Annotated in this window: 16 protein-coding genes, 1 rRNA gene and 1 riboswitch; of the genes, 3 read left to right on the top strand and 14 right to left on the bottom strand. The window is 47.5% G+C overall.

The features are described from left to right. Positions 1–486: 486 nt before the first annotated feature. The 12 genes from purF to BMW94_RS20895 all read right to left on the bottom strand — a co-directional run bounded on the left by purF (position 487) and on the right by BMW94_RS20895 (position 13,798). Positions 487–1,965, bottom strand: a complete 1,479-nt coding sequence (purF, locus tag BMW94_RS20945; protein WP_091000870.1) for an amidophosphoribosyltransferase — start codon at positions 1,963–1,965, stop codon at positions 487–489. Beyond that, complete coding sequence (gene purL / locus BMW94_RS20940) at positions 1,950–4,193, bottom strand: phosphoribosylformylglycinamidine synthase subunit PurL (RefSeq protein ID WP_091000869.1); 2,244 nt, start codon at positions 4,191–4,193, stop codon at positions 1,950–1,952. Before purL ends, purF begins: the two co-directional genes overlap by 16 nt. Then, positions 4,171–4,860 (bottom strand): phosphoribosylformylglycinamidine synthase subunit PurQ, encoded by a 690-nt coding sequence (gene purQ / locus BMW94_RS20935; RefSeq protein ID WP_091000868.1) that lies wholly within the window; start codon positions 4,858–4,860, stop codon positions 4,171–4,173. Before purQ ends, purL begins: the two co-directional genes overlap by 23 nt. A 4-nt stretch (positions 4,861–4,864) precedes the next feature. Then, entirely contained in the window at positions 4,865–5,110 is a 246-nt protein-coding gene (gene purS, locus BMW94_RS20930) for a phosphoribosylformylglycinamidine synthase subunit PurS (protein ID WP_017690695.1), read from the bottom strand. A 554-nt stretch (positions 5,111–5,664) separates the two neighbouring features. After that, positions 5,665–6,540, bottom strand: a complete 876-nt coding sequence (locus BMW94_RS20925; protein ID WP_063568204.1) for a phosphoribosylaminoimidazolesuccinocarboxamide synthase — start codon at positions 6,538–6,540, stop codon at positions 5,665–5,667. Positions 6,541–6,918: 378 nt separating this feature from the next. Then, positions 6,919–8,217, bottom strand: coding sequence for an adenylosuccinate lyase (gene purB, locus BMW94_RS20920; protein WP_091000867.1), 1,299 nt, complete (start codon positions 8,215–8,217; stop codon positions 6,919–6,921). Then, the gene (purK, locus tag BMW94_RS20915; RefSeq protein WP_091000866.1) at positions 8,214–9,416 is read right to left on the bottom strand and encodes a 5-(carboxyamino)imidazole ribonucleotide synthase; all 1,203 of its coding nucleotides are present in this window, start codon (positions 9,414–9,416) and stop codon (positions 8,214–8,216) included. Before purK ends, purB begins: the two co-directional genes overlap by 4 nt. Beyond that, the gene (gene purE / locus BMW94_RS20910; RefSeq protein WP_063568218.1) at positions 9,413–9,898 is read right to left on the bottom strand and encodes a 5-(carboxyamino)imidazole ribonucleotide mutase; all 486 of its coding nucleotides are present in this window, start codon (positions 9,896–9,898) and stop codon (positions 9,413–9,415) included. Before purE ends, purK begins: the two co-directional genes overlap by 4 nt. Positions 9,899–10,084: 186 nt before the next feature. Then, positions 10,085–10,186, bottom strand: a riboswitch (purine riboswitch). 270 nt (positions 10,187–10,456) lie between these two features. Beyond that, positions 10,457–10,891, bottom strand: a complete 435-nt coding sequence (locus tag BMW94_RS20905; protein ID WP_024633549.1) for a universal stress protein — start codon at positions 10,889–10,891, stop codon at positions 10,457–10,459. Positions 10,892–11,079: 188 nt separating this feature from the next. After that, entirely contained in the window at positions 11,080–11,343 is a 264-nt protein-coding gene (locus BMW94_RS20900; protein ID WP_063568208.1) for a DUF1294 domain-containing protein, read from the bottom strand. Positions 11,344–11,472: 129 nt separating this feature from the next. Next, complete coding sequence (locus tag BMW94_RS30605; protein ID WP_175480788.1) at positions 11,473–11,610, bottom strand: hypothetical protein; 138 nt, start codon at positions 11,608–11,610, stop codon at positions 11,473–11,475. A gap of 58 nt (positions 11,611–11,668) precedes the next feature. Then, positions 11,669–13,798 (bottom strand): DNA topoisomerase III, encoded by a 2,130-nt coding sequence (locus BMW94_RS20895; protein WP_091000865.1) that lies wholly within the window; start codon positions 13,796–13,798, stop codon positions 11,669–11,671. A 383-nt stretch (positions 13,799–14,181) separates the two neighbouring features. Here BMW94_RS20895 and BMW94_RS20890 point away from each other — a divergent pair, with 383 nt between their 5' ends. Further along, a complete protein-coding gene (locus BMW94_RS20890; protein ID WP_091000864.1) occupies positions 14,182–16,116 on the top strand; it encodes an amidase family protein in 1,935 nt (644 codons plus the stop codon). A 173-nt stretch (positions 16,117–16,289) separates the two neighbouring features. Next, a complete protein-coding gene (locus BMW94_RS20885; protein WP_091000863.1) occupies positions 16,290–17,486 on the top strand; it encodes an S-layer homology domain-containing protein in 1,197 nt (398 codons plus the stop codon). 111 nt (positions 17,487–17,597) lie between these two features. Here BMW94_RS20885 and BMW94_RS20880 read toward each other — a convergent pair whose 3' ends face one another. Then, positions 17,598–18,608, bottom strand: a complete 1,011-nt coding sequence (locus BMW94_RS20880) for a ketoacyl-ACP synthase III (protein WP_091000862.1) — start codon at positions 18,606–18,608, stop codon at positions 17,598–17,600. Between the two features lie 301 nt (positions 18,609–18,909). Between BMW94_RS20880 and BMW94_RS20875 the strand changes: the two genes are divergently transcribed. Further along, positions 18,910–19,464: an NADPH-dependent FMN reductase gene (locus BMW94_RS20875; RefSeq protein ID WP_091000861.1), complete on the top strand. Its 555-nt coding sequence runs from the start codon at positions 18,910–18,912 to the stop codon at positions 19,462–19,464. Positions 19,465–19,660: 196 nt separating this feature from the next. On the opposite strand, the gene rrf is transcribed toward BMW94_RS20875, so the two are convergent. Continuing rightward, positions 19,661–19,753: ribosomal RNA gene (gene rrf, locus BMW94_RS20870) — 5S ribosomal RNA — on the bottom strand; the annotation flags it as partial.

The raw sequence follows: 19,753 nt of genomic DNA, 5'->3' as shown, positions 1-19,753 counted from the left end.
GGGCTTTGCCCGCGGGGCAGCTGCTTCGCACCGCTGCCCGGGCCCCTGTTGCTCCGCAAGGCGGGGCTAAGGGTGCGGGCTGCGCCCGCGGGGGCAGCTGCTTCGCTCGGCTGCCTTGGCCCCTGTTGCTTCGCAAGGCGGGGCTAAGGGCCGGGCTGCGCCCTGAGGCCAGCTGCTTCGCTTGGCTGCCCTGGCCCCTATTGCTCCGCAAGGCGGGGCTAAGGGCTCGGGCTATGCCCGGGGGCAGCTGCTTCGCTTGGCTGCCCTGGCCCCTGTTGCTTCGCAAGGCGGGGCTAAGGGCTCGGGCTATGCCCGGGGGCAGCTGCTTCGCTTGGCTGCCCTGGCCCCTGTTGCTTCGCAAGGCGGGGCTAAGGGCCGGGCTGCGCTCGGGGGCAGCTGCTTCGCCTGGCTGCCCGTGCCCCTGTTGCTCCGCAAGGCGGGGCTAAGGGCCGGGCTACGAGTTACGTTTGTCTCGCAGGATAACAGCTAGCAGCTGCAGCCGTATTTTTCTTCGCCGCCGAAGTCGAGGCGGGTTGGGTAATCATTATCAAAACATGCGAGGCATAGCCCGCCTTTGTAGTCATCCTGATTATCTCCCTGAATCGATGTAATCAGCCCATCCGGGCTGAGGAACGACAGGGAGTCCGCGTTGATTTCACGGCAAATTTCTTCCACCGACAGCTGGGAGGCAATCAATTCACGGCTGTCAGGGGTATCAATGCCGTAGAAGCACGGGTTTTTGAACGGTGGTGATGTGATGCGTACATGTACTTCTGTCGCTCCGGCATCACGCAGCATGTTTACGATCCGGCGGGAAGTTGTTCCCCGTACGATGGAATCGTCAATCATGACCACGCGTTTGCCTTCTACCACACGGCGCACGGCGCTCAGTTTCATCTTCACGCCTTGTTCCCGCAGTTCCTGGCTTGGCTGGATAAACGTACGTCCGGTGTATTTGTTTTTGATCATACCCATCTCATACGGTATCCCCGTCTGCTCGGCGTAGCCGATTGCCGCGGAAATACTGGAGTCGGGTACACCTGTTACCAGATCTGCATCCACAAACGACTCAATCGCCATCCGGCTACCCATCCGTTTACGCGCAGCGTGCTGGTTTGCACCATTCATATCACTGTCTGGACGGGCAAAGTAGATATACTCCATCGCACACAGTGCCTTGCGGTGTTTGTGATGATCGAAGCGGTCTTCATGAAGACCATCCGCATCCAGCACCAACAGTTCGCCCGGTTCAATGTCACGAATCAACTCTGCACCAATCGTCTCCAGCGCACATGTTTCGGATGCAAACAGATACGCATCTCCCAATTTACCCATTGTGAGCGGACGCAGACCATGGGGATCAGAAGCAACCAGCAACTTGTCGTTGGTCATGATCAGAAATGCATAACCACCCACAATCCGTTGGAACGCATCCTTTGCGGCTTCTACCAATCCTTTGGAAGATCTCGCGATTAGATGGGCAATAACTTCGGTATCACTGGTGGTTTGAAAAATGGACCCGCCCTGCTCCAATTCACGCCGAATCGTTGGCGCATTTACGATATTTCCGTTGGTTGCTACAGCCAGATCACCATCGCGGTATTTAAATACCAATGGTTGTGCGTTCGTCAGCTTACTGTCACCACTGGTTGAATAACGAACGTGTCCGATGGAGATATCCCCGGTCAACGTTTGCATCAAGTCTTTGGTGAAGACTTCCTTCACCAGACCCATTCCACGGTGGTAGTGAAACTCATTACCGTCACTTACACACATTCCTGCACTTTCTTCACCCCGGTGCTGAAGGGCATGCAGGCCATAATAGGATAGTGATGCAGCGTCAGGGTGTTTGAATACCCCGAATACGCCACATTCTTCCTTTAATTTGTCGAGTCCTTCTTTGCCGGACCCTTCGTTATAATAATCACCTGTCCACAACGGTCCTGTCGTCAGTTCATGAGACATGGAATCGCATCCTCCCAGACCTGAGCCAAACCTCCTACCGGTTCGTTCACGGCTGATGTTCCGTTCAATTCAATTGTCAGGTTACTTCCTTCTACACGACCAATAACAGCTACAGGTACACCGCGCTCACGTACAAATGCTTCCAGCTTGCCTGCTTGCTCCGGCGAAGCCGACAGCAGAATACGGGATTGGCTCTCACTGAACAGCGCATGGTCTGCACGCAATGTCGTTTCAACATTGACCTGTGCACCAATATTGCCGCTGATGCAAGACTCAGCCAATGCTACAGCCAGACCCCCTTCAGACAAGTCATGAGCAGAGCGAACGAGACCGGATTGAATTGCTTCCAGCACGGTTCCCAGCAATGCTTTTTCCGTTTGCAAGTTCAGTTCTGGTGGACGACCTTCCGTTTGACCATGAACCGCGTATTGCAGCTCACTGCCCCCCAGTTCAGCTTTTGTTTCACCGAGGAGGATGATGACATCACCTTCGGATTTGAATGCTTGTGTCGTGATATGATCCGTATCATGAACGAGGCCTACCATACCGACAACTGGCGTTGGATAGATGGAGCCTTTGGCGTTTTCATTATACAGACTTACGTTACCACCGATGACCGGCGTATCCAGCACACGACAAGCTTCCGCCATACCGTCTACCGCTTTCTCCATTTGCCAGAAAATATCCGGCTTCTCCGGGTTACCAAAGTTCAGGTTGTCCGTAATTGCCAATGGCTCTGCACCGGAACATACAATGTTACGCGCTGCTTCACTTACGGCAATCCGTCCACCAACTTCAGGATCAAGGTACACATAACGTCCATTACAGTCCGTTGTCATTGCGAGACCTTTGCGTGTGCCACGAATCGTAACTACGGCTGCATCCGACCCTGGACGAACGGCAGTGCTTGTACGCACCATGTAGTCATATTGATCATAAATCCATTTTTTACTTGCTACTGTTGGTGAAGACAGTACTTGTTTCAACGCTCCGCCGAGATCCGACACTTCGTCGTAACGAAGCGTGTCTATGGAAGCACTTTGCTCGTAGTAAGCAGGTACAGAAGAAGGTTTGTCATACACTGGACATTCGTCAACCAAAGCCGTTACCGGCATATCTCCGACCACTTCGCCGTGGTGGATCAATTTCAGACGACCGTCATCCGTTACTTTACCGACTTTGGCACAGATAACGCCCCAACGTTCAAAGATTTCCATCGCCTGCGCCTCATCCTTCGGCTCAACGACGAACAACATCCGTTCTTGGGACTCGGACAACATCATTTCGTAAGGCGTCATGCCTTCTTCACGCTGTGGCACCTGATCCAGATACAGTTCCAGACCATTACCCGCTTTACTTGCCATCTCTGCACTCGAACATGTCAGACCGGCAGCACCCATATCCTGAATTCCGAGCACGATTCCCGTATCGATCAATTCCAGACAGGATTCCATCACCAGTTTCTCCATAAACGGATCACCAACCTGAACCGCTGTCCGTTGGGACTCGGATTCTTCCGTCAGTTCAACCGATGCAAAGGTTGCTCCATGAATACCATCACGGCCTGTTGGCGGCCCTACATAATACACAGGGTTTCCTACGCCTTTAGCTACACCGCGCTGAATCTTGTCATGATCAATCAGACCCACACACATCGCGTTAACCAGCGGATTGCCTTCATAGCTCTCATCAAACATCACTTCGCCACCAACGGTAGGAATACCGATACAGTTACCGTATCCAGCAATACCCGATACGACATGCTCGAACAAATATTTAACACGATCGCTCTCCAGCTTGCCGAAACGTAGGGAGTTCAGTATTGCTACCGGTCTTGCACCCATGGAGAAAATATCACGGATAATGCCGCCCACACCTGTTGCCGCACCTTGATAAGGCTCAACCGCGGAAGGATGGTTATGGCTTTCAATTTTGAATACAACGGCCTGGTTATCACCGATATCCACGATACCGGCACCTTCACCAGGTCCCATCAGGACACGTGGTCCAGTGGTTGGGAACCGGCGCAGCAATGGCTTGGAGTTTTTATAAGCACAATGCTCAGACCACATTACACTGAACACACCAATTTCCGTGTAGTTTGGCTTGCGCCCCATGAACTCACAGATCAGCTCATACTCGCTGTCAGATACGCCCATTTGTGCGTAAAGTTTATGTTCTGCGACCTGTTCTGCTGTTGGTTCCTTAGCGGATAGCTGCTGCGTCATGCCGATCCCTCCATGCTTTCAAAATAGATGTAAACATACGTTTGCCGTCTTCCGAACCAAACAGTGAATCCACTGCACGCTCTGGATGCGGCATCATGCCGACCACGTTGCCAGCCTCGTTACAGACTCCTGCAATATCACCCAGGGAACCGTTCGGGTTGTTACCATACGTAAATACGATCTGATTGTTCGCTTGCAGACTCGCGAGCGTCTCCTCGTCGCAATAATAGTTGCCTTCACCGTGAGCAATCGGGATGATAATCTCTTCGCCGGGTGCATAGTCACGTGTAAATGGTGTATCTGCATTCGCCACTTTCAATACCGTATCGTGACAACGGAATTTCAAGGAAGTGTTACGTATTAATGCGCCTGGAAGCAAGCCCGCTTCCGTCAGGATCTGGAATCCGTTGCAAATACCCAAAATATATTTACCTTGTTCAGCAGCTTTCGCTACCTCGTTCATTACCGGTGCAAAGCGGGAAATCGCTCCGCAACGCAAGTAGTCACCATAAGAGAAACCACCCGGAACTAAAATACAATCATAAGCCGAAAGATCTGTAGCCGTGTGCCATACATAATCAACCTCTTGTCCGATCGCATCTTCCACTGCCTTGTAACAGTCGATGTCGCAGTTGGAGCCAGGGAACACAAGAACTGCAAATTTCATGAGATTAACCCTCCAATTCGTAGCGGTAATCTTCAACAACGGTGTTGGCCAGCAGCTTCTCACACATGACTTTCAATCGTTTCTCCGCTTCCGCACGATCTGTTGTATCCAGGTTCAATTCCATGACTTTACCGATCCGTACACTTTCCACTTCGTTGAATCCCATGGAATGCAGGGCTCCTTGAACAGCTACGCCTTGCGGGTCGAGTACGCTTTGCTTAATAGTGACATATACGGTTGCTTTGATCATGATCCTTATGTTCCTCCTCAGTAATGAACGGGATAAATGCTTTACGCTGTTAAAAAAAGTGACTTGGGAGCTTGCTCCGGGGCGGATTGTTCTTCCGGTCGCTGTTGTCCCCAGGTTTTTCTGAATTGTTTTGGCCCGCTATGCGGTCAAAACCCGGGGACAAAGGCGAACGCTATCGCTCCTTTAAGAACAATTCCGCCCCTCCGCTAGTCCATGCGACGTTTTTTTTAAAGGCCTAAACCTTTTACGTTGCACGGTGGGTAATGGTCGAACATGACCATTACGTTAAAACAGAAAATGGTCTTTAAGTTACTTAAGTAATAAGTGAATTTAATACTCGTAATTTTTTTTAGGCTTCCCTACCTGTGGGAAGCCTCCGCACTTAATTGCCTCATCCCCAGTTTGAAACTGGCGGAGGGAAAGATTTGAGCTGGAGAAGCGTTAGCGGTCGCCTTTGCAACCGGAATGTTTCCTTTTGAAAAAAGGATTCCAATCCAAACATTCCGGGGGCAACAGCGATCGTAAGCCAAACTTTCCCGCAGCTCGCTCAAACGTTACTTTTCCGTTAAACGGTTATAAATATCGACGTATCTTGCGGTTGTGGCCTCCACTACCTCTTGTGGCAGCGGATCAGGTTTGCTGTTCTTGTCCCAGTCGCTGCCTAACAGATAGGTGCGTACCGGCTCTTTATCCATGCTATCGATCTCGATATCGAGTTCGTAATTCTCTTTGGCCCAGAAGCGAGAAGCGTCTGGAGTAAAGATTTCATCAATCAGAATGACTTTGCCATCGACCATACCGAACTCGAATTTGCAGTCTGCGAGAATGATGCCTCGCTGATCGCAATAGTCGCGAGCGAATTCGTAGAGACGCAGGCTCTTTTCCTGAAGCTCAATCGCCAGAGCATCTCCGACAAGTTCTTTCATTCGGTCCATCGGGATGTCTTCGTCGTGACCGACATCGTTTTTGGCCGCCGGGGTGAAGATGGGAACATCGAGCTTGGCGTTTTTGCGAAGTCCATCCGGCAGCTTGATGCCGTTGACCTCTCCACTTTTCTCATATTGTCTCCATCCGCCTCCGGTAATGTATCCACGTACCACACATTCAATATCAATGCGCTCGGCTTTGCGGGTCACCATGATGCGGTCTTTGAGCAATTCGGGATCAGTGATAATATCGCCCAATTGGTTTACATCTGTATGCACCACGTGGTTATCCATCATGTCGCCCGTCAGTTCAAACCAGAAGCTGCTCAGTTTATTAAGCACATTGCCCTTTTCGGGAACAGCTGGGTCCAGCACATAGTCGAATGCCGAAATCCGATCCGTAACCACGATGAGAAAATGTTCACCCAGATCGTACAACTCACGTACTTTTCCCTTATATAACAGAGGAGCTTTAACGAGATCTGCCGCAGTGGACAGCGCCATGGAGGCTCACCTTCTTTCAGGAGATGTAAAGTATACGTCCAACTCCCCTCATCACGCGGGGCCACTACGAATGCAGAACAACCTTCCGATCGCTGTTATCCCCAGATTTTTTGATTCCACTTTTGCAAAGTGAAAATCCGGGGATAAAGGCGAGCGCTTTGCTTCTTCAGGTTTTTTCTGCCTTCTTCGTTCCAGCGTGAACACATAATCAACCTATACTTTTAGGGAGTAAAACTTGTTCTAAATTTGATAAAGGCGCAGCGTATGCTTCCGAAGTAGCTTTCTTTCAGAATGTTTTTAGCTTTGCTTCTTCAGCTTATTTCTGTCCTCTACGTTCCCTGCTAACCCATCATTCTGAGCTATAGCCTTTTTGAATTATTAATCGTTCAAACCAAGCTTTTTGAAGATGGTGTCTACGTGCTTCAAGTGCCACGATGGGTTGAACGCATCTGCGATTTCCTCTTCGCTCAGCACTTCAGTGATTTCCGGTGTAGATTTCACGATATCCTGGAACTGGCGTTGTTCTTCCCATGCTTGCATCGCACGTGGTTGAACAGTATCGTACGCCTGCTCGCGGCTGAAACCTTTGTCGATCAACTTGGTCATCACTCGACCGGAGAATGGTACACCGAAGGTGCGCTCCATATTACGTTTCATATTTTCAGGGAATACCGTCAGGTTCTTCACGATGTTACCGAAACGGTTCAGCATGTAGTTCAGCAGCATCGTTGCATCCGGCAGAATGATACGCTCTACGGAAGAATGCGAGATATCACGCTCGTGCCACAGTGTCACGTTCTCGTATGCCGATACCATATGTCCGCGAATAACGCGGGACAGACCGGAGATATTTTCACTGCCGATGGGGTTACGTTTGTGCGGCATTGCCGAAGATCCTTTTTGACCTTTTGCAAATGCTTCTTCCACTTCACGGAATTCACTCTTTTGCAGCGCACGTACTTCTGTAGCGAACTTGTCCAGAGATGTTGCGATCAATGCCAGTGTAGCCATGTATTCTGCATGACGGTCACGTTGCAGCGTTTGGGTCGAGATTGGTGCAGGCTTCGTGCCCAGTTTCTCGCAGACAAACTCTTCAACAAATGGATCGATGTTTGCGTATGTGCCAACTGCTCCTGAGATTTTACCGTATTGTACGTTGTCTGCCGCGTGGCGGAAACGCTCCAGATTCCGTTTCATTTCTTCATGCCAGAGTGCCATTTTCAGACCAAATGTCGTTGGCTCCGCATGTACCCCATGTGTACGTCCCATCATTGGTGTATGCTGATAAGTCAGAGCTTTTTCACGAAGAATTTCAATGAAATTCATGATATCCTTTTCCAGAATCTCATTTGCCTGACGCAGTACATAACCCAGAGCTGTATCAACGACATCCGTAGAAGTCAGTCCGTAGTGTACCCATTTCCGCTCAGCACCCAGACTTTCAGATACCGTACGTGTAAAAGCAATAACGTCATGACGTGTTTCCTGTTCAATCTCGTAAATGCGGTCGATGTCAAAAGAAGCGTTCTGACGAAGCAATGCTGCTTCTTCCTTAGGAATGACGCCAAGCTCTGCCCAAGCTTCACATGCACAAATTTCAACTTCCAGCCACGACTTGAATTTGTTCTCCTCCGTCCAGATGGCTCTCATTTCGGGTCTGCTATAACGTTCGATCATAAATTTGTATTCCTCCAAAGATTAGTTTGTTCAATCCATTGTAATCCTTCTTCGACATCCTGACAGAGCAGATTGACATGCCCCATTTTCCGTCCTGTCTTCGCTTCGGTTTTACCATATATATGAAGCTTAGGAATCACACCGAGTTCCAACGCTTCTGCGTCAGGCTGACCCGTTCTGGCAATAATACCTTCCAGATGTTCTCCAAGCACATTGACCATAACAACCGGGCTCAATAATGAAGTATCTCCAAGCGGCAATCCGCAAATCGCACGAATATGCTGTTCAAATTGTGATGTGGCACAGGCCTCCATCGTATAGTGACCGGAATTATGCGGCCTAGGGGCCAGCTCATTCACGTAAAGTCTTCCATCTGCCGCAACAAACAATTCCACTGCCAGCAATCCAACGGCTTGGATGGATTGAGCCACTGCTGCCGCCAACTTCTGCGCCTCAATCTGTATTTCAGCCGCCAATCTTGCTGGTACGATCGAAGCATGCAAAATGTTGTTCACATGAATGTTCTCCGCAGGCGGGAACGTCTTAATTTCCCCATTCGTGCTGCGTGCAACAACGACTGAAATCTCGCAGTCAAATTTAATAAATTGCTCCAATACCAGTTCCGCACCGGTAGCTGCGAGTTCTTCATAGGCAGCTATCGCCTGATTTGTTTCTCGTATAACCCGCTGACCCTTGCCGTCATATCCACCAGTCACCGTCTTCAGTACACAAGGAACACCAAGTTCACTCACGGCCGCCTTCATTGTGTCCTTACTTGTAATTTCCCGATAAGGGGCTACACGTACACCAGCCGCCTCAATGGCTCGTTTTTCTCGTAAACGATGCTGGGTTGTGTACAATAATGCACTTCCTTGCGGTACATAGGATTCCCGTTCTAGGAGAGAAGCAACATCTGCATCTACATTCTCGAACTCATATGTGATTACATCACATTGCCGAGCCAGTTCGAGTGCAGCCTTTTCATCGTCATATCCCGCTTCAATCTGATCGGCAATTTGTCCACAAGGAGCATCTGCTGCCGGATCAAGTGTAACGAACCGATAACCCATCGCTGTTCCGGCAAGTGTCAGCATCCGTCCAAGCTGCCCGCCTCCGAGAACACCAATGGTTGTTTTTCCTGGGAGCAAGACACGTTCTGCTTTGCCTGCTGATCCGGGTTGTATTCTTGTACTATTCATATTTCGTCACTGCTTTCGAGCACTTCTTGTTTGATTCGCTCTCTGCGGGCTTCGCTGCGACGTTGGACATCCTGGTCAAAAGCACCGATGATCTGAGCCGCAAGCAATCCGGCATTCGTTGCACCTGCTTTGCCAATCGCTACCGTTGCGACGGGAATGCCACCAGGCATCTGAACAATGGACAGCAAGGAATCGAGACCATTTAGCGCCTTGGATTGCACGGGAACTCCAATGACCGGAAGCATCGTTTTGGAAGCGACCATACCGGGCAGATGAGCTGCCCCACCCGCACCCGCAATGATAACCTTGAATCCACGGTCAATCGCTTGCTCCGCATATTCAAACATCAAATCTGGTGTGCGATGCGCGGATACGACTTTTTTTTCATACCCAATCTCCAGCTCGTCCAGCACCTCACAAGCATACTTCATCGTTTCCCAATCCGACTTACTGCCCATAATTACAGCCACCTGTACTGACATGAATACATCCAACTCCCGTCTGAGCGTTTTGGTTTCATCCTGTTGCTTCTCGTTTATTGTGAAATGAAAAAATCCGCTACCCTCGAAAACATCACATTTTCTCCGGACACCGGACTCCAAGAAATACGTATCCCGCATTTGGGCATGCCAAAGGCAGGCTTGCTGTCCGCATCTGATTTCATGCGTCTCTCAGCCGTATCTCCTCGTAGTCCGGAAATTTACGGTTCCCGGGTAGATACTTCCGGGCCCTATTCCCGGCGTTATACGAGCAAATATCTATTTCAACAAATTAATTCAATAAAATTGAAAAATCCACATCTTTCGAACCTACTCGACCTTATATATAACTGATCGACACATCTAACATTCTAACAATCCCCTACAGCTAATGTCAACTTAAAGACGAACATTTAACATATTGACAAATTTAATGTTCGGAAATAACCGATCATTCAGAGATACTGCATCCCTTTTATTCCAAAAAAGAAAGCCGACCCCTCTTCAACCTATCGAAGACAGCCGGCTTTTCTCTATTATGTGTATACACACATTCTATAATTATTTCACGATAAGTACCGGAACTTGAGCATGCTGCACTACGTTATGACTAACGCTGCCCAAGACAAATTCCCGAATTCCACCAAGACCACGACTACCAATAATGATAATGTCCGATCCGTTCTCTTTGGCATAATCGAGAAGGACCTCGGCAGCAGCTCCTTGAATCAGATCGACGTTCGCTGTAACGCCAGCAGCCTGAATCCGCTCTTTCGCTTCATCCGTTGTTTGCACCGCCAGATTATAGTAGTCATTATTCAATGAAGGTGGCAAAGGTGCCAATCCTTCCCCGATGAATACACGTGGAAAGTCAAAGGCATGGATAACATCCAAGACAGCACCCGGAGAAACTTTGGCTAACTCAATTGCACGATCAAGTGCTTTATTTGAAGCTTTCGAACCATCATATGCTACTAGTATTTTGGAGAATAACATGTAAATCCCGTCCCTTCCTTTATATGTAGAACATTCGAAGCCAGCTTCGGGTCTGACATAAAATACAAGAACCATGTAACTCCTTAAACGTCCCCAGGTCAAAATGAACCATTTATAAGAAACATTTTACATAATCATTCTAGCCACTCACCTGGAGTACAGCAGATCCCAACCATTCAATCCGTACCTTATTGCAGGAAATACCCATAGATTACCGCATTTAGGAATAACAACAACGGAATGCCGATCGTAAAACTGGGATGTTTGGTCTTGTGACGTTTACGATACATTGCAATCCATACCCCCAATGCCCCACCAATAAAGGCCAGCAGAAACAGCGTTCGTTCGGGTGTACGGTCTCGACGGCGCTGCGCACGTTTCTTGTCGTCCGACATGACCAGGTAACCTACGACATTGATAAATAAAAACCACAGTATCAATCCGGTTTGCATATAATTCTAGCGGTCCCCCTGTCCCGGGACATCTCCCTGTACCTCCATTATAGTCCTCTGAAGGAACATGATCAACGCGAGAAGGGAACCGCAAAGATATTTAGAAGCAATGAATCCCGAATACCAAACTTATGACTCCTGTTTAGGAATACCATTCAGGTTTGGTGCTCTTTTTGCTGCCTTGTCGGGACGTACAGAGATACTCTCTTCCTGAATGCTGTCTTTGTTCTGCTGGTTATGAATCTTCTCTGGTTTGTTGTGTGGCATCTGCGTATCACCTCCTAGGCTTACGTTGCCTGAAAAAGGAGAATCTTATACGACGGTCTTACTCTCCCTTTTTCTCCATGGCTGCCTTCAACAGTTCTCCCAGATTGGAACCGATCGACTCCTGTTTCGCATATTGTTTGACCAGCTTTTGCTGATCACGTTTGTTCACATGCTGTTTATCTTTATCCAATGTTTCCGTTATGCCGCAAGGCAGACATTGCACGTACAAACCTGCCTTACCCTCTTTAATTTCCATCTTTTTGTGACACTGTGCACAGCGACGGTTGGATAATCGTTTCTCAGCCGAACGACGATATCCGCAATCCTCTGTTGGACATACGAGGAACTTGCCACGTTTACCCTTCTTCTCCAGCAAGCGCGCATTACAATCCGGGCAGTGACTATTCGATACATTATGCGGCTTATACTCCGCTTTGCTTCCTTTTACCGTTGATACAAGCTCTTTCGCCATTGAACGGATGCTCTCCAGGAAAGGCTCTGGCTTACCTTGTCCACGGGCAATACGCTCCAGTTCAGCTTCCCAGCGGGCTGTTAAATCCGGTGTACGCAGCTGAGGAGCAGCCAGTTCAATTAACTGCTTTCCTTTTCCCGTTGGATGCATGCTGTTCCCTTGACGATCAATGGTGTCGGAACTTACAAGCTTCTCGATAATATCCGCGCGTGTAGCCGGAGTGCCCAGTCCATGCTTCTCCATTTGAGAAAGCAAAGCTGCCTCGGTATACCGTTTGGGCGGCATCGTCCGTCCACTTTTGATATGACAACGTTGAACCGTCACGGACTGACCTTGCTGCACATCTGGCAAAAGTGCACGCTCATGGTCCGAAGAATCGTCAGCACGATCATCATCCTCATCGCTATAATCTCCGCCGTACACTTCCCGCCAGCCGCTTTCTTTCACCGTTGTGCCTTTCACATGAAAAGAATCGTTGCCCACCTGAACAGTGATCGCAACAGAATCGTACTTCGCAGCCGGATAGAACAAGCTGATAAAACGGCGTACGATCAGATCGTATAACTTACGTTCCTCTGGATTCAGCTGATTGAGGAGAACCGTCTGTTCTGTTGGAATGATCGCGTGGTGATCCGTTACCCTGCTGTCATCCACGATACGTTTGGTGATATTCAGATTTTTGCGCAACAACGGACGAGCCAGAGACGCATAGGGGCCAATCGCTACACTATCCAGTCGTTCTTTCAGCGTTCCCGTCATATCCGATGTCAGGTAACGGCTGTCTGTACGTGGGTAGGTTACCAGCTTGTGCTGTTCATAAAGACGCTGCAGCACATTCGATGTTTGCTTGGCGGAAAAACCATATTTCCGGTTGGCATCCCGTTGTAATTCCGTCAGGTCATAAGCCAGCGGATGCGGCTCAACCTTTTCACTTTTTTTCACTTGGGCAATCGAACCCTTACGACCATCAATTCGTTTCTTCAATTCTTGTGTCTCTTGCGGATCAAAGATGCGTGAATCCCCACCTGCAGCGCGCCATACCGCCTGGAAACCTCCCAGATCGGCCGTTAACGTCTCATACTCTTGGGAACGGAATCCGTTGATCTCATTTTCCCTGTCCATAATCATGCCAAGTGTAGGGGTCTGTACCCGTCCAGCTGACAATTGTGCATTAAATCGAACCGTCAATGCACGCGTCACGTTAAGACCAATCATCCAATCTGCTTCTGCCCGGCAACGTGCCGATTCATAGAGACGATCAAACTGGCTGCCTGGCTTGAGTGATGCAAATCCATCCTTGATAGCCTTGTCCGTCTGGGATGATATCCACAGCCGCTTGAACGGCTTTTTCCACTGGGCCATTTGCATAATCCAACGAGCCAGCAATTCACCCTCACGTGCCGCATCCGTTGCAATGACCAGTTCACCAACATCCTGACGTTTCATCAGCTGCTGTACCGCTTTGTATTGATGGTTTGTCTCTTTGAGTACCTTCAGCTTGGTCCGATCGGGCAGAATCGGCAGATCCTCCAGATTCCAGGTTGCATACTTTTTGTCATAGTCCTCTGGTTCAGCCAACCCAACAAGATGTCCAAGCGCCCAAGTCACGATATATTTCGGGCCTTCCATATAACTTTTATGTTTATCACGCGCCCCCATCACTCTGGCTATTTCGCGTGCCACAGATGGTTTTTCTGCGAGTACTAATGTTTTCAATCCATATCTTCCTTTCTTTGATAAACCTATGACTCTCATGCTTCTATCGTTAATTAAAAGAATTCTTCTACTCCTATCTTTTATTATATCATTTCATGGTATCGGTTTGCTTTGGCTTCACAAATAACGATTTGTCCCATAAGATGCCTATCTTTCGGCCCTTATGTCATATTAGTTAACACAATATTCTTCGACATTTTTCTTCCGTGCATGGAATTAGGAGCATTTGGCAGGTTCTATAGCGTAAAAATAGTATGTATACGTTTTTTTGAATATATATGAGTGTTGTAAGAATACCTTACATGTACTTAGAATGTGAAAAAAGCAACTATATCAGATTCGCCAACACACATCATTGATACACAGGAAGGGAGCGTGGATGCATGACTTATCATGGATCTGTATTGAAAAAAAGTGGGGCCTTGTTACTGGCCGGAGCAGTTGTTGCCACAACATGGGGAGGAACGGTTCCCTCAGCCTCAGCTGCAACGGCAGCGCCTTCGAGCAAAACTACGGTTGCAGCCGTAACTGCTGGTAAGGCTCCTGTCACTGCAGCAGCATTTGTTCAAGCCATGGAAGAAGCGGCTACACTTGCAGGTGTTCCTTTTTCCATGGACAAGCTTTCCGGCACAACAGTACAGCGTAAAGACGCTGCTTTAGCTTTGCAAACCTGGCTGAAGCTGGAGTCCACTCCAGAATCGTTCAAGGATGTTCCGGATCAGGCGAGCTTTGCCGGTGCCGTTGGTTCGCTGAACACCGCTGGGTTGATGAAAGGATATACCGACGCCCTCTTCCTTCCTAAAGCAGTACTTACCCAAAATGATGTCGCCATATTGAAAGACCGCATTTATAACTACATAAAACCATTTATTCTGGAGGAAGCCACCATTACGGATCTCCAGGCTGCCATGACGCAAGGAAAGCTGACATCCAAAGAACTTGTACAGAAGTACCTGGATCGCATTGAAAAATATGATGATCAGGGGGTGAGCATTAACGCAGTTCTGACCTTGAACCCGGATGCTCTCAAAATCGCTGAAACGTTGGACCAAGAACGTGCAGCTCAGGGGCCTCGCGGACCTTTACATGGTATTCCGGTTTTAGTTAAAGACAACTTCGATACCAACGATATGCCTACAACCGCAGGCTGCATCTGTCTGAAAGATTCCGTACCTGCTCACGATGCTGAACAAGTGAAGAAGCTCAAAGCAGCCGGGGCCATTATTTTGGGCAAAACCAATCTGCATGAATTCGCATTCGGCATTACCACGTCCAGCTCGCTGGGTGGACAAACACTGAATCCTTATGCACTGGACCACTATCCAGGCGGGTCGAGTGGTGGTACGGGTGCGGCCATTGCCTCAAACTTTGCAGCTGCGGGTATGGGTACTGACACGGGCGGATCTATCCGTATCCCTTCCAGCTTCAACAGCCTTGTCGGTATTCGACCAACGATCGGACTGTCCAGCCGTGAAGGAATCATCCCTCTTGCATTGACACAGGATGTCGGTGGCCCTATGGCTCGTACCGTGAGTGATGCCGCAATCATGCTGGATGCTACAGCTGGTTATGACAAAAACGATGTCGCTACAGCATATGCTGTAGGCAAAATCCCTTCCAGCTATACAGACTTCCTGGATGTAAACGGTCTGAAAGGTGCACGGATCGGTGTGGCCACGGAACTTATCCCAAGCACCAAAGCTGAGGAAAAAGCTGTCGCTGACGTGATTAACAACGCTGTAGAAGAACTCAAAACGCTCGGAGCTACGGCAGTCCCGATCAGCATTCCAAACCTGGCGGTAATCAACAAGTACCCAAGCTTGAGTGGATACGAGTTCAAATTCCAACTTAATGACTATTTGGAGTCTCTTGGTGACGAAGCCCCTTATCACAGCTTGTCCGAGATTATTGCTTCCGGACAGTTCGATAAGTCACAAGAACAGTCGATGAAGGCTCGTGATGCACGGGAAACGTTGGAGACTGCCGAATATAAGGACATCGTCCTGAAACGTACCCAAATCACACGTGAGTCCTTGCTGAAAGTTATGGCAGACAACAACCTGGATGCCATCATCTATCCGACGTCCACGCAAGCCGCTGGTGTTATTGGCGAAGGACAAAACTCTGGTGGTAACAACCGATTGAGTCCATTCTCCGGCTTCCCGGCAATTACCGTACCTGCTGGATTTACAACTGAAGGTCTGCCAGTAGGGATGGAATTCCTGGGCCGCGCCTTTGATGAAGGAACCCTGATCAAGCTGGCTTACAGCTATGAACAAGGGACTCATCACCGCCACGCACCTAAGCTCACGCCATAAATCGTTCATGGGATTAAGAAAATTTTTAAACATAAACGTACACCTCATGGATTACATGAGGTGTACGTTTATTAAGTTTACTCAGTTATACAATTTAAAATTGATCTTACCATCATTTGTCGACTACAATAAATAGGATGTAATTCTAATTTTAAAAATCATAGGAGGTTCGAATGAGGTATCCAAAGTGTAGTATTTTCATTATTATTCTGACACTCAGTTTATCACTGTTCACTACGTCACTAGCAAACGCAGCTTCAAGCTCAAGCAAATATGAATGGGCCAAACCATCTGTTGAATTTATGGCATCTCATAAGGTCATGCAGAACTTTAAGCAAGAAGAGAAGAATTTAAGCAAGAACGTATCAAAAGCAGAACTTACTCGTATGATTTACCTCTTATTCCAAGAGTTCCGGGTAGATAGCAGTAAAGATGTAGAAATCCCTGGTGTTCCTGCAACCAGTACATATTATCAAACTTTTAGAGACGTATACGGTAGTATCCCTAGCAATCCCTCAGGATTAATTGCAGCAGCAGATAAAATCAATTACAACAATGGGACATTTACATATCAACCTAGTAAGATCTTATCTCGCTGGGACTTAATAATTACACTAAATACTCTTTTTCCGGATATCGGTTACTCCGTCGATGAAATGTCAGAGAAAGAATCACTCACCAAACTGCAAACATTCAAGGATATTCCCAAAAGATATTTTAATTCCTATGATACTTATGAAAAATGGAAATATGCTTACCAACCATTAGCACCCGAATTTGGCATTATTAAATCCAAAAATGAAAATCATTTAGGTTCCGACCTTGATTATGTAAAACGTGATGCTCTGCTTGGATTCTCCCAGCAGGGCGTGATGAAGCCCAATTCCAAAGGATACTTTTATCCAAATCAAAAGGTAACTTTAGCCGAAACGACAGTGATTCTACATCGGATTTATAAGTATTATGGCGGAACAGGTTATGTGCCAAAGCCATCCAAAGATGAAGATGTCACCAATGGAACAAGCTTGTTTTTGTACAAGGATGATGTATCAACAATGAGTATTTCAGATGATTTTGCACTAGTGAATGCAGATGACGTTCCAACACTTTATCTCGCTTTGAGCGCTAAAGCACCTGTGGATCTGAAAGTAATAGTAAACGGAGAAGCTATGTTCTACGCTTATGAGCGACTAAGTATTTTGGATGCACCTGTTATCATCCCGTTTGATGGAGCTTACTTCGCTGAGATCTATCCAACACTGCGAAGTACTGGTGAATTGGTTCATGATGTTGAAAGCATACAGTTAACATACTATGTATCTGATAAACTTGTCGATTTCAATTCAATTGAACCTTTATCTTGGCAGTAACAATATGGGGTACAGCTCTTCTTGAGAGCTGTACCCCTTTTGTGTAGTAACTATAGCGAAATTTATAGCAAAGGACTCATACATTTTCGAGGACGGCACTGTATATATATTTTATCCCTCGTTTGCTGAAGGACTGTCAGGTACGCTCCATCTAAGCACAAGACCTGCGTAGGTCAGGCCGCCTCCAAAACCAAACAGGGCTACTTGATGCCCATTCTTTAATTCCCCTGCGTCTACTGCAAGCTGTAGAGCAAGAGGAATGGAAGCCGCGGATGTATTTCCTCGGTACTCCACACTTGTTAAAGTACGTTCCAATGGAATAGGACCGCGTTCACAAACCGCTTCAATCATTCTTAGATTCGCGCTATGTGGGACAAACCAATTGATCTGCTCCGGTTTCATCTCTGCTTTGGCTATAAGCCCACTCAATTGTTCCGGAATCGTGCGTACTGCCCACTTATAGATCTCTCTGCCATTTTGGACAAGACATCCCTCACCCTGCAGAGGTACGCCATTCATCTCCGAAGATAGACCCGTCTTATAGAGATGAATACCGCCTTCTCCACTCGTACCTGAGATGGCTGCCATAAAGTCACCTTTTCCAGTAGCTCTTTCTACCAAAAAGGCTCCTGCCCCGTCGCCGAACAATACACATGTCGTACGGTCTGTATAATCGGTAATCTTGGACAACGTTTCTGCTCCAATAACCAACACTTTATGATACATACCACTGGTTACCAGACTGTCAGCCAACTGCAATCCATACGTAAATCCTGCACATGCCGCATTCAAATCAAGTACTCCCGTATGTGGAATCTTGAGATTCGCCTGTACTCGGGATGCTGTGCTGGGAAATGAATATTCAGGTGTGCTGGTAGCAACCAAAATCATATCCACATCTTCTACGCTAACATTATAACGGCGCATCATATCTTCTACAGCCTTGGTGGCCAGGTCAGATACAAATTGATCATCAGCTGCTATGCGCCGTTCTCTCATCCCTGTACGCTGTACAATCCATTCATCACTCGTCTCGACGAGCTTCTCCAAATCAGCATTACTTAATATTCGATCCGGTACATACGTACCCATTGCGGTAATGGTTGACATTGATTGATTCATACCGGTAGTCACCTCGTTTGTTTTTTTATCATTATAGCACTAAGTATTAGTACTTGGTACTAATTTTAAAAAATATTTATTATGATTCATTCGTCAGTTGCTTATTTTAAGCGCTCTCTTCATCCTATTACCCAGAGTCATGCAAGCTATCGCATGCATTTTTGATGAAGAATTGTGGATATCCTCTGAGTAACATGAAGAATGCCTTAATTAAATGCGTTTTCTATAGACAGTCCATTCCAACAGGAGGAAAATAAACAGATTGCCCTACATTACTAAGGAATAGAGATGATGTATACCCATGAAAAAAGAATTTAATATCCTTACGATTTCCGGAAGCCTGCGCAATCAGTCCTCCAATACGTTACTAATGCATGCCATGATTAAGCTAGCTCCTCCTAACCTTAAGTTTGGAGTATATGGTGGATTAAATGATCTACCGCATTTTAATCCTGACCTCGATGTCGAGGAAGGTCCTGAGTCCGTGCAGAATTTAAGAGCCCAACTGAAGCATTCGGATGGAGTCCTCATCTGCACGCCCGAGTATGGAAACGGAGTTCCTGGGGTCTTAAAAAACGCATTAGATTGGATTGTATCTTCAGGAGAATGGCTCAATAAACCCACCGTTGCCATCGCTGCTTCTCCCAGCCCCATGGGCGGTGACAAAGCCCATGCTTCACTATTGCTGACGTTAAACATGATTAATGCTCAAGTCTTACATGAGGCCTCGCTAACCATTCCTCATATTACATTGAAGATGAATAAACAAGGAGTCATCATTGATTCAGAAACAAAGCATTCATTGGAAAACTCACTTTTAAGCCTAGGGGATGCATGCAACCAAATGGATAAATAGACAGCACCTGCTTATACTAATCTGACGATAAAGAGATGAACAGCCACATAAAAGATTTAGTACATTCACATAAATTGAAATCAAAAAACAGCCCTGGATTTTCTCCGGGCTGTTACGGTTTATATTAGATACTTATTAGATACTTCGTATAAAACAAATAAGAACCACCACCGAATAACATCGGCAGTGGTTCTTTGCTTGGCGGCGTCCTACTCTCCCAGGACCCTGCGGTCCAAGTACCATCGGCGCTAGAGGGCTTAACGGTCGTGTTCGGGATGGATACGTGTGG

This window comes from Paenibacillus sp. OK003 (genome assembly GCF_900109515.1).
In the GTDB taxonomy this organism is placed as follows: Bacteria; Bacillota; Bacilli; order Paenibacillales; family Paenibacillaceae; genus Paenibacillus; species Paenibacillus marchantiae.
This window is presented reverse-complemented; position numbering and strand designations above follow the sequence as displayed.

Bases quoted from the DNA above. Each gene is read 5' to 3' on its own strand.
- purB (WP_091000867.1), bottom strand. From the start codon at position 8,217: ATGATCGAACGTTATAGCAGACCCGAAATGAGAGCCATCTGGACGGAG.
- BMW94_RS20900 (WP_063568208.1), bottom strand. From the start codon at position 11,343: ATGCAAACCGGATTGATACTGTGGTTTTTATTTATCAATGTCGTAGGT.
- BMW94_RS20875 (WP_091000861.1), top strand. From the start codon at position 18,910: ATGAAAAAAGAATTTAATATCCTTACGATTTCCGGAAGCCTGCGCAAT.
- BMW94_RS20905 (WP_024633549.1), bottom strand. From the start codon at position 10,891: ATGTTATTCTCCAAAATACTAGTAGCATATGATGGTTCGAAAGCTTCA.
- purQ (WP_091000868.1), bottom strand. From the start codon at position 4,860: ATGAAATTTGCAGTTCTTGTGTTCCCTGGCTCCAACTGCGACATCGAC.
- BMW94_RS20890 (WP_091000864.1), top strand. From the start codon at position 14,182: ATGACTTATCATGGATCTGTATTGAAAAAAAGTGGGGCCTTGTTACTG.
- purK (WP_091000866.1), bottom strand. From the start codon at position 9,416: ATGAATAGTACAAGAATACAACCCGGATCAGCAGGCAAAGCAGAACGT.
- BMW94_RS20925 (WP_063568204.1), bottom strand. From the start codon at position 6,540: ATGGCGCTGTCCACTGCGGCAGATCTCGTTAAAGCTCCTCTGTTATAT.
- BMW94_RS20880 (WP_091000862.1), bottom strand. From the start codon at position 18,608: ATGAATCAATCAATGTCAACCATTACCGCAATGGGTACGTATGTACCG.
- purE (WP_063568218.1), bottom strand. From the start codon at position 9,898: ATGTCAGTACAGGTGGCTGTAATTATGGGCAGTAAGTCGGATTGGGAA.
- purL (WP_091000869.1), bottom strand. From the start codon at position 4,193: ATGACGCAGCAGCTATCCGCTAAGGAACCAACAGCAGAACAGGTCGCA.
- purF (WP_091000870.1), bottom strand. From the start codon at position 1,965: ATGTCTCATGAACTGACGACAGGACCGTTGTGGACAGGTGATTATTAT.
- purS (WP_017690695.1), bottom strand. From the start codon at position 5,110: ATGATCAAAGCAACCGTATATGTCACTATTAAGCAAAGCGTACTCGAC.
- BMW94_RS20885 (WP_091000863.1), top strand. From the start codon at position 16,290: ATGAGGTATCCAAAGTGTAGTATTTTCATTATTATTCTGACACTCAGT.
- BMW94_RS30605 (WP_175480788.1), bottom strand. From the start codon at position 11,610: ATGCCACACAACAAACCAGAGAAGATTCATAACCAGCAGAACAAAGAC.